This window comes from Lapidilactobacillus gannanensis, from assembly GCF_003946675.1.
Classification (GTDB): domain Bacteria; phylum Bacillota; class Bacilli; order Lactobacillales; family Lactobacillaceae; genus Lapidilactobacillus; species Lapidilactobacillus gannanensis.
The window spans coordinates 1-14,640 of the sequence record NZ_RHOT01000004.1 but is presented as its reverse complement, the minus strand read 5'-3'; the positions used below and the strand labels follow the sequence as shown (position 1 = coordinate 14,640).

The 14,640-nt window shown below is 47.6% G+C and carries 7 protein-coding genes; 5 read left to right on the top strand and 2 right to left on the bottom strand.

The features are described 5' to 3' along the window. Positions 1–10 precede the first annotated feature (10 nt). On the top strand, positions 11–3,565 hold the full coding sequence (pglX, locus tag EKM81_RS01885) for a BREX-1 system adenine-specific DNA-methyltransferase PglX (protein ID WP_125647775.1): 3,555 nt from the start codon (positions 11–13) through the stop codon (positions 3,563–3,565). 56 nt (positions 3,566–3,621) lie between these two features. On the opposite strand, the gene EKM81_RS01880 is transcribed toward pglX (EKM81_RS01885), so the two are convergent. Further along, entirely contained in the window at positions 3,622–4,701 is a 1,080-nt protein-coding gene (locus EKM81_RS01880) for a tyrosine-type recombinase/integrase (RefSeq protein ID WP_125647602.1), read from the bottom strand. Between the two features lies 1 nt (position 4,702). Next, positions 4,703–6,895 (bottom strand): BREX-1 system adenine-specific DNA-methyltransferase PglX, encoded by a 2,193-nt coding sequence (pglX, locus tag EKM81_RS01875; RefSeq protein ID WP_263853315.1) that lies wholly within the window; start codon positions 6,893–6,895, stop codon positions 4,703–4,705. Between the two features lie 125 nt (positions 6,896–7,020). On the opposite strand from pglX (EKM81_RS01875), the gene pglZ reads away from it, so the two are divergent. The 4 genes from pglZ (at position 7,021) to EKM81_RS01855 (ending at position 14,361) form a co-directional block, all read left to right on the top strand. Next, positions 7,021–9,555 carry a BREX-1 system phosphatase PglZ type A gene (pglZ, locus tag EKM81_RS01870; protein ID WP_125647596.1) on the top strand — a complete coding sequence of 845 codons (2,535 nt, stop codon included), beginning with the start codon at positions 7,021–7,023 and terminating at the stop codon, positions 9,553–9,555. A gap of 46 nt (positions 9,556–9,601) precedes the next feature. Further along, entirely contained in the window at positions 9,602–11,674 is a 2,073-nt protein-coding gene (brxL, locus tag EKM81_RS01865) for a protease Lon-related BREX system protein BrxL (protein WP_191987257.1), read from the top strand. A 28-nt stretch (positions 11,675–11,702) separates the two neighbouring features. After that, entirely contained in the window at positions 11,703–13,490 is a 1,788-nt protein-coding gene (locus EKM81_RS01860) for a GmrSD restriction endonuclease domain-containing protein (protein ID WP_125647590.1), read from the top strand. A 316-nt stretch (positions 13,491–13,806) separates the two neighbouring features. Next, positions 13,807–14,361: a recombinase family protein gene (locus EKM81_RS01855; protein ID WP_020923829.1), complete on the top strand. Its 555-nt coding sequence runs from the start codon at positions 13,807–13,809 to the stop codon at positions 14,359–14,361. Positions 14,362–14,640 lie beyond the last annotated feature (279 nt).

Here is a 14,640-nt window from a genome sequence, read left to right as displayed (position 1 = left end):
AGGAATCGCAATGGATAAAAAGAAGATTCATGATTTCGCGGTGAAAGCCCGCCGCGAGCTCATCAAGAGTGTTGAGTTAAAGCTGACCCAAGTGGGGATCACCAGAGACGGTGTAAAAGAGAAACTGCCAACATCGACGGCTGAGATTGCCTTCTATGTGCCAAACGACACGGAAGGGGTCAGTGGGCGGGATACGTCGCGCCGGGTCAGCTTAGTTCAGCGGTTGCAGACCGCGGCAGCCAAGGATGATTGGCATACCGCCTATGATAATCTCGTGGAAGAAGCGTCATACACCTGGTTCAACCGGATCATCGCATTACGATTCATGGAAGTGAACCATTATTTGCCAAGCCGGGTTGCCGTGCTTTCTTCCGAAGAAGGACGGGCAGAACCGGATATTTTGGCGCATGCACTGGAAATTGAAGACGATCTTGGCGGCTTTTCTGATGAGCAGCGAGATCTCATTCAACATGCGCAAGAAACTCAAGAGCCAGCGGCGATGGATAATGCGTATCGACTACTGTTTTTGAAGCAGGCCAACGCCTTGAACGCCAATTTACCCCATTTGTTTGAGAAAACAACTGATGCCTTCCAATTATTGTTCACTCCCAGCTATCAGAACGGGGTGATTAAGGAGCTCGTGACTGAGGTGCCGCGGGATGATTTTGACGTGGAGAAGGAGGGGCAAGTTGAGATCATTGGGTGGTTGTACCAATACTATAATGAAGAACCCCATGATCAAGTGGTGAACATCAATGGCGGACCGGTAAAAACTGATGACATTCCTGCAGCCACGCAGTTATTTACCACCGACTGGGTCGTCCGCTACATGGTGGACAATTCACTGGGTAAGAAATATCTGGAGCATTATCCAGATTCACCGGTTAAGGGGAAGCTCAAGTACTTACTACCTGGCGACATAACACCAGATCAGTCAGACTTTGACATCACCAGAATCCAAGTGATGGATAATGCCATGGGCTCGGGTCATATTTTGGCCTATGCGTTTGATGTGCTGATGACCATGTACGAGGATCAAGGCTATGCCAAACGTGAAGCAGCTAATAGCATCATTCAGAATAACCTATTTGGTCTGGAAATCGACCGACGGGCCTTTCAGCTCTCGTACTTCTCACTGATGATGAAATTGCGTCGATATGATCGCCAAGCATTAAACCGCAGTGTGATGCCTAATATCCACGTCTTCATTGCTGACCCGGCAGTAACGGAAGAATTCCTGCATGCCTTGAAAGCAAGCTCAGAAGTGGTTGACGAGATCAAAGACATTGCCGCCCACTTTATGGATGCCAAGACACTTGGCTCGGTTATTGAGTTGCCAGCCAATTATGACTATGCTGGCATGTGGAATGCGTTAGAACCAGTTGCGACAGCTCAAAAGATTAGCCTCTTTGGCAACCAGCAGACAGCCCAGCAATTGCTGGAAATCATTGCCACTGCGGAAACGATGACCCAACGATACGATGTTGTGGTAACCAATCCGCCATACTTGAACAAGATGAACAGTACCCTGAAGAAGTACGTGAAGAAGCACTATAAGGATTATTCTGCGGATCTGTTCTCTGTTTTCATTTGGCACAATATCAATATGACGAAGGTTAACGGCTACGCCGGCTATATGACGCCTTTTGTCTGGATGTTCATCAAGAGTTATGAAAAATTGCGTACAGCACTCCTATCCAATGTGAAAATCGACAGCCTAATTCAGCTTGAATATTCGGCTTTTGAAGAAGCAACGGTACCCATCAACACTTTTGTCTTGAAGAACACTAAGAACGATGAAACTGGCACGTATTTACGCTTGTCTGATTTCAAGGGTGGCATGATGATTCAAGCGGAGAAAGTACAAGAGGCCATTGCCGACCCGGGGGTGAAATATCTCTATCGAACTAACCAAACGAACTTTAATAAAATTCCTGGGGAAAAGATCGCCTACTGGGCAACGACAACAATTTATTCTGCATACCAACATGGCACTCTGCAAAAGGTTGCCACACCACGGTTAGGGATGGCCACAGCTGACAACACTCGCTTCCTGCGTTACTGGTATGAAATTGATAGTCGAGATATTTGTTTCTCTGCTCAATCAAGAAAGGATGCAGTAGCAACTAAGAAGAAATGGTTCTCTTATGAAAAGGGTGGCGAGTATCGAAAATGGTATGGCAATAATCAATATGTGGTAAATTGGAAAAATGATGGCTATCAAATTCGTCATTTTGCTGGGGAAGAGGGTAAAATTAGGTCTCACAACTACAATCTCGATTATATATTCAATCCCGGAATAACGTGGAATGCACTGTCTTCTGGATCTTTTTCTTCTCGAATTGTTCTTGAGGGACATCTGTTTGATAACGCGGGCTCAATGATGTTTCTCAAAAATCCGCAAGATATTTGGTATCTACAAGGGCTTCTTTCAACACCGGTTGTGGCCCAATTACTAACACTCTTAAACCCAACGATGAATTATCAGCCAGGAACTTTATCTGAACTTGCAGTTATTAAAGATGCCAATAAATACGGTATTATTTCAGACAAATCCCACGCCTGTTACCAATTGTCAAAAGAAGATTGGGCATATCAGGAATCCGTGCCAGACTTTTCGCCATTATTCCTTCTTGCTCACATCGCTGAGCATAATCGAAATTGGACCGTGGAAGCAGCTTTCAATCAGTGGAAACAAGAAGCCCAAGATCGGTTCGATCAACTGAAGAAGAACGAAGAAGAACTAAACAAGATCTTTATTGATCTGTACGGCTTGCAAGACGAATTGTCCCCAGAAGAGTCTGACAAAGAAGTTTCGGTACGTAAGGCAGATCTAGGACGGGACATCCGCGCCTTCATGTCCTACTTTATTGGAGTCACATTTGGCCGGTACTCGCTAGATACGCCAGGATTGGCATTTGCTGGTGGCGATTGGGATGCTTCGAAGTACACGAGCTATCGACCCAATGCGGATGATGTGATTGTGCTGACTGACTCTGATTATTTTGGCGATGATCGGGATATCATGCACCGCTTCCGGGAGTTTTTGACGGTTACTTTTGGTGAAGAACATTTGGAAGAGAATCTCACGTTCATTGCCAAGGCACTGGGTAAAGCGGGCGACACAGCGGAAGATCAAATTCGGAGTTATCTGTTCAACGACTTCTACAAGAACCATCTGACTATCTATCAGAAACGACCGATCTATTGGCAATTGGACTCCGGTCGGCAAGGTGGCTTCAAAGCACTGATGTACCTGCATCGGTACGATGGCGACACGATGGCGATGATTCGCACATCGTATTTACACACCCTACAGGCCGCTTATGAAAAGCGGGTGACCACGTTGGACACCTTCATCACCTCAGAGACCAATACGCGTCAGAAGAACCAGTTAATCAAACAGCGAGACCATACCCGCAAACAGTTGGAAGAACTGGTGAAGTATGACGCTCAACTCCAACACGTCGCCAACATGCACATTGCGATTGACCTGGATGACGGCGTCGTGGTGAACCACCAGAAAGTACAAGCAGACGTCAAGTTATTGACGCCCATTAAATAGATATTTCCCCTCTAGAATTGATCTGGAGGGGATTTTTGTGCCAACAGATGTGCCAACTATGCATTCTCGAGAATTGCCAGGATTTTATCGGTATCTTTTGCCTCTAATTCCTTGATAATGTGCAGGTATGTCGATTGGGTAGTCGTAATGCTACTGTGGCCGAGGCGCTTAGAGACAGAAAGGACACTCACACCTTGGTAAAGGAGAACTGAGGCATGGGTGTGGCGGAGACCGTGGAATGTTACCCGAGGCAATCCCAGTGTACGCAATTTATTAGTCAATACTTGGTTGATTTCAGCGCTGACCATGGCATGCCCGTTGATCAAGAAGAGCGGAGCATTCGGTGATGTGAGGTGGTTTTCTACGAAAACGTGCAGGTGGTGTAAGGAAATTGAATCAAGCGACAATTTACGCATTGACGCCTTGTTTTTCGTCTTCTTAAAGCCGGCGTGGTATTTGTAGTCCCAGGTTTTATTAACATCCACGGTACCTTCTTGCCAATTGATGTCGCTAGTAGTCACTCCCAAAATCTCCGCATATCGCATGCCGGTAACAGCAGCCAAGTAAATCATCATCTCGGGAATTTGATCCGGGTCTAGATGGTGAATCAGCTTTTGCCATTCACCGTAATCCAACGCTTTTTTTGGCCGGTGTACTGCCACTCCTGTGACGACGGCCTTACGTGTTGGATCGTTGGGAATGATGTGCTCATCCAGGGCATCAAGCAGTGCCGCCCTGATCTGCTTATGGAATGCAGATACAGTGCGCGGCGCATGATCCCGAGCAAAGACGTTCAGCCGTTCTTGGTAAACTGTTCGGGTAATATCCTTCAGCGGCATTTTGCCGAAGATCTTGCGGATGTGGTTCAGCGTGTTTTCGTACTTGACGAAAGTGACGTTAGTTACAGAGTTCCGCTTATAGAGATTTATCCAGCGTTCGAAATAGATGCTCAGTGGAATTTCGCCCGCCTTGAACTGGCGTACATCAGCATAGAGCGACTTCACCTGACTAGCTGCCAACTCCGCATCAGACTTGAGGCGAAAGCCAGACTTTCGTAATTTTTTGTAGGCGCCATCCAGATCCTTGTACGAAATCTCGTACTGCCACACCTTACCTCTTTTTCGGTAACTGACCATGTTAATGTCCTCCTAATCCAAATGTTTGGCACTTTTTTGGCACATTCTGTATTTTATGCCACCAGGTGGCCAACTTTTTGAATGGATGCTTAGCTGTGACGCGGATTTTTGAAATGCGCCGATGGATATGGCAAATTACCAATACCGTATGCTCAGCGATATGAAACATGTAGGGATGATAGTCAAATTTCCAAGATTGTTCAAAATTGTTCCATTCTGTTTTTGAAATCAAAACGTTTGCTTTTGAAAGGAAAACAATCCTCTGATTTGAATCGGCCTGTGTGTTGTATGGTATCAGCCCAACTTGTCCATTTGTGAAATGAATTGTAGGCATCATTAAAGTTGCTATAGAAGCGAACACTTTTGAATTCATATAGGCTAACATCGAAAAGAGATTGGCCCCAAAATAAGATGGTCCAGTTGCATCAAAGATAAAGCCAGAAGGTGTTAATCGAGCAGACAGTTTTCCAGAAGTAACGTCAGACCAAGAGACAGAGGGTTTAAAATAGAATTTTTCGTTCCTAATATTTGCCTTTCCATTTCTTTTGATAGCTGATCCATTCTGACTCCAATTTATAACGTATTCGTGGTTCCCATACCATTTGCGAAATTTGCCTCCTTTATTAAGGGGAATCCAATAATCTGCTTCATTATTTACTTCAAACCATAGTCTGTAAAACTTCGTATTTTCACCTGTGTCAAGACCTTTTTTAGAGAATCCTATGTCATTGATTTTCTTAGGCAGCGAGAAAACTTTTAAAACTCGATCTGAAATCCAATAACATAAAGGACTTCCCGGAATCTTCTCAAAGTTCGTTTGGTTAGTTCGATAGAGACCCTTGCAGGAAGGATCTTTCACCATTTCCAAATACGCGTCCTCTTTAGCCGTTTGAGAAGGAGCATTCACCAATCTCTCGTATGTGCCGACATAACTCGGTATAGACGCATTTCTCATCACGAACGCAGTTGATTGGACCACTTCGCCCCCAATTTCTTCAAACGCATGGGTACCCAAGTGGGCCATATTGACGAGTACATTCTTACGCAACTTAACTCGCAGCTTTTCGAAGCTAGACAGAAACATCCACTGATGTTGGGTAATGAGTGCGTGATATCCATTCTGGACATTCAACTTCTGTGCCAATTCCATAAAGACAGCAAATAAATCTGCTTTACTGTCTGGATACTCCCTTTTGACAAACTTTGAAAGGCTCGGTGTCATTTTGCCAGACCCCATATAGGGTGGATTTGTTACTACGATTGTGTACTGGGCAGCCAAGATAGTAAGCACACGGGTGATGCGGGACATCTCTTCAAAATTGAAATTTGTCGTCGCAAAGGAAAGCTGTGCTGATTCTGGCTCTGTGGCTGCACTTGCTTGGAGTTCAGACAGTATTCCTTGGTCAAGGATGGGTTTGATCAAGGAACCGAGAACATCGCCCCGGTTGAACTCCTTCACTGTGCTCTGAAAGGACTTGGCTTGTTGCTGTGACAACTGATTAGCATAGGCTCTGGTTAACTCGTTGAGATCATCATTGAGAATATTAGTTTTCGGAATATCCGACAGTTGCGGTTCAACGGACTGAGTCAGTGCGCGCCGGACGTATTGCCGGAGCTTCATCATCACTGCAAAGTAGGCGAGCTGGTAGGCGCGCCGATCGATGTCTAGACCAAACAGGTTGTTGGTAACAATGCTATTGGCGGCTTCTCGTGCTGAATAGCCTTCGCTTTGATATAACTGCATGAAGACATCGAATGCATAGATCAGGATGTGGCCAGAACCCATGGCAGGATCTAAGAAGGTAATCTGTTGAAGCTTCTTGTCTGACAGATGACTGTTGATCGCCAACAGTTGTTGCTGAACATCCTCAGTTTGCTGAGCAGCGGGCATGAAATAGCGCCAACCGAAACTCTGGGCAATATCCTGTTCAGACCGTTGATCACCGCGTGTATGGAGCACATCGATCCAATAGCGGCCGAGCGAATTTTCAACCAAGTACTTGACGATCCAATCTGGTGTGAACAACTGAGTGACGGCTGGAATATCTGATGCCGCGTACTTGCTTTTTTTGAAGGCAACATCCTTAGGTTCTTCATTATAGTATTGGTACAACCACCCAATGATCTCGACCTGCCCCTCCTTCTCCACGTCAAAATCATCCCGCGGCACTTCAGTTACAAGCTCCTTAATCACCCCGTTCTGATAGCTGGGAGTGAACAATAAGATTAGCGAAGTATGGCATTGGCGGAGGACCTTCGTTATACTTAATACAGGTTGAGAACACGAATAAGCGGACATTGGAACGGAGAATGGAAAACATGGCGGAGCTAGACAACAAGAAGATCGTGGCGGGTATTGAGAAACTGTTTGCGGACAATAATCACTTTGTCTTTTGGTATGACGCGCAGGGCGAGTTTGCGGACAACATTGCGGATATTACAGAGCAGTTGCGGGAACCGGTCGTTATCATGGGGAAAAACGAGCAGTTTAAGACCAAGCTGACGCTGGTGGCGATGGAGCAGCAGGGGCAGTCGGCCTTGGTTTATTCGCCGGCGCCGAAGCCAGATTTGACGGAGAATTTCATGACGGACATGCTTTACTATTCGCGGGAATACACCGCTAATGCGCTGGTCATGCTGCGGCAGGAGTTGCGAGTGCCGGACGAGGATGCCGCGACCTTCCAGGAGCAGAAACGGTTTTTTGCCAGCAAAGACCGCCAGGCCAAATTTCAGAGACTCTATCAGCCGGGCAAGGATTTGCAGATGGCCATCATGGCTGCGCTGGCCGGGGCCAGTGATCACACCATGACGATGGTCTTGCGGGCCGTGCTGCAGGCCGGCATTGGTGATACCAATCCAGTTCTAGCAGAGTTTGAAAAATATGGTCTGCTCACCCAGTTCTGGGAGAACGTGCGGAACGCCTATGGCTTCAATGGTGCCACCAATTCGCTGCTGGATTTCACGACGGCCCTGTATTTGAACTTTGCCTATTACCAAATGGAGAAGGATCTGCCGCGGAGTATCGATAATTACAAGCTGACCAGCGCCAACAATGCCGTCACCTTTCTGTCCTTAGCGAGAAATGACCAGACATTTGCGGATACATATCGTCAGTTGGCCGAAGCAGTGTGGCAGCGTCTTGAAAGCTTCAGTGGTGTTTCCCGGCAGCTCCAGCAACTGGATATTGTGGACTTGCTCAAGACGGATGTGTTTGCCAACTTTGACCGGCAAATCCTGGCGTGGGTTGTCGAGCGATTGCAGGCTGATGATTTCCATGCTGTGGCGGGGACGACGCCGTTGGCGGATGTCTTGACGCAACGAGAAAAGATGTACTTCGGTAAAACGTATCATGATGCGTATGCCTTACTGCAGGCTGCCTTGGTGATTCTCACGTACCGCCGGCGTGAGGTGAAAAACTTAGCGGCCGCCAAAGAACAATACATCACCACCGATTATGCGGTGGATACAGCGTACCGGCATTTCGTTCAGCGCTACGACCGGATTGCCATTGACCTTACGGATCTTCTGGAAGGTATCGCTGACAAAGTGGACAACACTTACGTCAATGAATTTCTCACCCCGACGGTGACAGCTTGGACCACAGTGTTTGATCCGCGAGACGTTGAACCGCGTAGCTGGCAGCGCAGTTTTTATCGGACATTTATCAGTTCTCCTAAGGAACGGATCGTCGTGATTATTTCTGATGCCTTTCGGTTTGAAGCTGCAGCGGAGCTGAAACGCAAGCTGGATGATCAGGATGTCTACAGTACAGAACTCGATACGGTATACTCTGGCTTGCCCTCTGTGACGTATTTTGGAATGCCAGCATTGCTGCCTCATCAGACATTAACCTATCAGCCGGACAAGACAGTCTTAGTGGATGGACTCAAAGCAGACACGCTGGAGAAGCGCCGTCAGATCCTGCAAAATCGGGATCCGCAGAGCAACGCCGACCATGTGATGACTTTTCTCAAAGACTGGGATACGCCGCAAAGAAAACAACTCTTGGCGGGGCAAAAGGTGGTTTACTTGTACCACAACGAAGTGGATGCCACTGGTGATGACGCGAAGACCGAGAAGCAGGTCTTTAACGCCACCGAGGAAGCCATCAACACAATTGCGCGGACAATCGGTTTTTTGCGTAATTTAAGTGTAGCGCACATCATCGTGACCGCCGATCATGGCTATCTGTACAAACGGTCTGGTCTGGATTCGGCGGACAAGATCGACATCAGCGGCCACGATCTGGACGTGTTGGGGCAGCGCTATGCAATCAGCAGTGAGACCATCGAGCAGCCCGGGGTGCGGTCACAGCGTCTGGGGGCACTGCTGAATAATGTTGATCAGCGGCGTGTCTATTATCCGGCCACGGATAGTATCTTCAAGTCCGCCGGAGCTGGACAAAACTACGTGCATGGCGGCGCGTCACCGGAAGAGATGATTGTGCCGGTGCTGCACGTGCGGACACAGAGTGGTCGATCCAAGGCCACACCGGTGTCGATTAAGGTCACTGAAGGCGCCCATCGCATCACCAGCCGCAGCGTGATGGTGCCCATTTCTCAGGAAGAACCGGTAACCGATAAGACCACCGCCGCCACCTATGTACTCTACTTTGTCGATAGCCAGGATCACCCCATTTCTAACGAACAACGCTATGTAGCCGATAGCCGGGAGGATGATCCTCAGAGCCCGAGCCGGCGCCAGAGCTTCTACCTGACCTTGCAGGATCGGGACTTCGACAACAGCGGCGCATACTACCTGATTATTCAGAATGCGGAAACCAAGGAAGAGATTCAGCGGATTCAATATCAAATGGACTTGACGATTAAAGGGGATTTCAGCTTTGACATCTGATAACAAGCAAGAGAAAGAAAAGTTACGAGCGAAGAGTGACGGGGATGTGGCAGTGCCAGCGGAAGCCATTGCTCAGGAGCAAGCGGCAGAGAACGTGCAGACAGACTTGCTGGACAAGCTGGAGGCCTTTTTCCCCGGGCGCTTCGTGCGCAAGGATCTGACGCAAAAGATCAAGGAGGGGGCGAACGTCCCTACCTACGTGCTGGAGTTCCTGCTGGGGCAGTATGCCAACAGCTCGGATCCGGTGATCATTGAACGGGGCGTGGAAAACGTCAAGAAGACGCTGGCTAATAACTACGTGCGGTCAGACGAGGCGGAAAAGGTGAAGTCTCGGATTCGGGAAGAGGGAGCGTATACGGTCATTGACAAGATCACCGTGACTTTGAACTCGGATAAGGACCGATACGAGGCGGCGTTTGGCAACTTGGGGATCACCGGTGTACCGGTGGATGAGCGCTACGTCCAGGACTATGAGCGGCTGTTGGTGGGCGGCATTTGGTCCATCGTACGGGTGCAGTACGACCATACCAGCGATGACCATTTTCTCATTGATCAGCTGACCCCGGTTCAGGTGCCGTCTGTGAACATGCAGGAAGTTTATGATGCCCGGGAGAAATTCACGACCGACGAGTGGATTGACTTGTTACTGCGGACAATTGGCATGGAGCCGACACAATTTGACGATCGGGTGAAATGGCTCATGGTATCGCGGCTGATCCCGTTTGTCGAGAATAACTATAGCTTCGTGGAGCTCGGGCCCCGGGGTACTGGGAAGTCCCACGTCTACAAAGAATTATCGCCCAATTCGATTCTGGTTTCTGGTGGTCAGACGACAGTGGCCAACCTGTTCTTCAATATGGCGCGGCATGAAGTGGGGCTAGTCGGCATGTGGGACGTCGTGGCCTTTGACGAAGTGGCCGGCATCAAGTTCAAGGACAACGATGGCGTGCAGATCATGAAGGACTACATGGCCTCTGGCTCCTTTGCTCGGGGCCGGGACGAAATCCAGGCGTCGGCCGGGATGGTCTTTGTTGGGAATATCAATCAGCCGGTGGACGTGGTCATGCGGACGTCCAATCTGTTTGATCCGTTTCCCGCTGTCATGGCTAACGACACGGCTTTTTTGGACCGGATCCACAATTACTTGCCTGGCTGGGAGATTCCGAAGTATCGGCCGAATTTCTTCACGAATGGGTATGGCCTGATCACGGATTACTTCGCGGAAGTCATGCGGGCGCTGCGAAAAATTTCTTACGGCGATGCGTTCGACAAGTACTTCACCCTGGGCAATCAGTTGAACCAGCGGGACACCATTGCGGTGCGTAAGACGGTGTCCGGAATGGTGAAGTTGCTGTACCCTGACGGTAAATTTACGAAGGAGGACGTTGCCCAGATTCTGACGTTTGCCATGGAGATGCGCCGGCGGGTGAAAGAGCAGCTGAAGAAAATTGGCGGCATGGAGTTCTACGATGTGAACTTTTCTTACATCGACAAGGAGACTTACGACGAACATTTCGTACCAGTGCCAGAGCAGGGTTCGACAGGCTTGATTCCTGAGAATGAGGGGAAGCCTGGCCAAGTTTACACCGTTGCTTATGATGCGGATGAGCGGTTGAGTCTGATAAAATTGGAATCGCAGATGACGGCTGGCAACGGCAAGACGAGCTGGACCGGGATTCAGTCCAATCGGTTGGCGAAGGAAGAAATGGATACGGCGTTCAATTACCTCAAGGCCAATTTTTCCCAGGTTAGTCAGAATATTGCGCCGGCGCAGCATGACTATATCGTCAACGCGACTAACCTGAATAATGGCGCCATGGCGACGGAATTGTCGTTGGCGACTTATGTAGCCCTGGTTTCTATTTCGGTGGGCAAGCCAGTCATCGGCGGATTAGCCATCCTGGGGGATTTCTCCATTGGCGGGACTATCAAAAAGATGGATAGTCTGGCAGATCGGCTACAGGTGGCCCTGGATAGCGGGGCGAAGGCGGTCTTGATTCCATCCAGTGCCACGAGTGAATTGGGTACGGTGCCGGGAGATTTGATTGCGGCTTTCTCGCTGAAGTTCTACAACACGATTGAGGATGCGGTGATGAAGGCATTGGGTGTGCAGCAGTAGCGTAGACGTATAAGGGAGGCAATCAGCCGTGACAGATTCGAAATACGACGTACAGAATAGTCAGATTGGTACATTATTGGGGTGGATTAACTCTGGGGAGATTGGGCTGCCGGAACTGCAACGGCCATTTGTGTGGCCCTCGACCAAAGTTCGGGATCTAATCGATTCGTTGTTTAATGGTTTTCCGATTGGCTACATTATCACTTGGAATAACCCCAGTATTCGGCTTAAAGATGGGTCAATCTCTGTTGGAAAGAAGATCGTGATCGATGGGCAGCAGCGTCTCACAGCATTAGCCACCGCATTGTCGGGGCAGAAGATTATCGACCGAAGATTTAAGCGGCGGCGGATTAGTATTGCTTTTAATCCTTTGACCAGGGAATTTCAAACGGCTAATGCTTTGCTCCAGAAGGACAAACGCTGGATCAGTGATATAGCGGAAGTTTTTGCGGATGACTTCTCAAGCTTCAATTTCATTACCGCCTATTCCCAGGCCAATGACTGCTCACCAGACGAAGTGGCGCGCGCAATCGATGATTTGAAGCGCATTACGTCATACGGCGTCGGCAATATCAGCCTGTCAGATGCGCTGACGATTGATCAGGTGACTGAAATCTTTAACCGGATTAATTCACAGGGGACCCGACTATCCACTGCGGACTTCATCATGTCTAAGATGTCAGCGGACACTCTGCATCAAGGCAATATTCAACGAAAAATGGTTGAATATTTCACCAATCTGCAAGCTGACGCGTCGGCGTTGTCTGGTATTCAAGAGTCTGATCCAAAATTTGCACAATCGGCGGCAATGCAGAAGATTGCCTGGATCGTGAGTGAAAACACGACCCTTTATCAACCGGCCTTTGGCGATATTTTCCATGTGATTTTGGGCAGCCATTTTGGTCGAGGAAAACATGCAGATCTTGTTGCCCTGATTTCTGGCCGTGATTTTGAGACCAAGAAATACACGGAAACAGCCATGGCGGCGGCATATAGTAAGTTGGGTGAAGGAATTGATGACTTTGTTAATCAGTCAGACTTTCGCCGATTTATTATGATTCTGGAAAGTCTCGGCATGATCAGCGGTAAGCTGCAATTCAATGGCACGGCGTTCCTGAATGCTGGATATATGTTGTTTCTGATCTTGAAAGGACAAAACGGCATACTTCAGTCTGTCCGCGAGTCACTGGTTAAACAGTGGATTATTATGTCCGCTTTGACTGGCCGGTATAGTGGCTCCAGTGAAACACAGATGGAGCAGGATAGTCATCTGTTTCACCGTGCTGATGTCGTTGCAGCAGTGGAAAAAGAAATTGCGGATGCACTGCCAGAGACCTATTGGACAATTCAATTACCGAATAATTTAGCCACTCAAAGTACGCAGAACAACGGTTGGCGAATTTTTCAAATGGCTCAGGTACACAACCAGACCGTTGCCTGGTTGGAAAAGGATGTTACGGTGCGGACCGTGATCAGTCAAGAGGGCAATATTCACCATATTTTCCCCAAGGCGTATCTGCGTAAGCATGGCGCACAACAGAATGAGATCAATCAAATTGCCAATTATTGCTGGTTGACACAACCCCGAAATTTACAGATCAGTGATTTGGCACCAGAACGGTATATGAAGGATCCAGCAGTAACTGAATTTTCGACTGCAAAAGGGTTGGCCGAGAATGCAATTCCGGTTGACATCGTGAACGGCAACTTCTCAACCTATCCAGATTTTCTCAATCAGCGGCGGCAACTCATGGCAACCGTGATTGCCGAGTACTTTTCTCTGCTAAAGCCATCAGCGGTACCGGGACAGAGTTGAAACAGCATAAAGAAGGGCTTTAGGTGAACTATTACAACGATTTAGGAACCAATCAGGCAGCAGTCTATACGTTTGGCCCAGCAGATGTCGTACAGACAGTCACCAACTTCATCGGGTCTAGAATTTTTGGTGTTGGAAAGTATTTCCATTCCAAAAGTACTAGGCCCTTTTTAATAACAAAAAAAGGCATCTAAGCCTCCCTAGTGCTATGCTTTAAGCGACAAAACTCAACAGTTGTGGCCTCTTTTTTGATGCTCTATAATTAAAGGGTTAGAATCGTGTCATTACTTAATGACATAAGTGAGGAGATAAAAAGATGAAATATGGCTATGCGCGGGTCAGTACCACTGATCAAAAATTAGCAAATCAAATTGAGTTACTAAAATTGGCAGGAGCAGAAAAAATCTTTCAAGAAAAGTTTACCGGCACAACTACCGAACGACCGGAGTTTCAAAAACTGTTGCGCGTTCTAAAAACAGGCGATACTTTGATTGTTACTAAGTTGGATCGGTTTGCACGGAACACGCGCGAGGCATTAGCCATTATCCAAGAGTTGTTTAAAGAAAATGTCAAAGTCAACATTTTGAATATGGGCTTAATTGACAATACGCCGACTGGCCAATTAGTCTTTACAATATTTAGCGCCTTTGCGCAGTTTGAACGCGATATGATTGTCACGCGCACACAAGAAGGTAAATTGTATGCCAAGCAACATGATCCGTTGTTTCGGGAAGGGCGACCGAAAACGTATTCTGATGAACAGATCAGATTTGCTTATGAGTTGCGAAAACAAGGCATGACTTATAAGATGATTGAACGAAAGACGGGGATTAGTAAACGCACGCAACAGCGAAGGTTTAAGTCGATTTAAAAATAGGTGTTTTAAGAATTGAATGTTTAATTAATCACGTACGACGGGGATTGCCGCTTTATTAAACAGTTGTGAGAGAAATTTATTTAGGATTTTAAGCATTATTTATACCTGTTGTGCTATTGAGGTTAGTTGTGATAAGGATTAATTTGTACTACAAAAGGCCTACTCAATTGTTAGTTGAGCAGGCCTTTTGTGGGTATTCTTATGTAGAAATGCAACCACAAGTTTTACTTGTGGGGGTCAGAGAAGCTTTAGCGAAAAAAACATCCTTTCAGT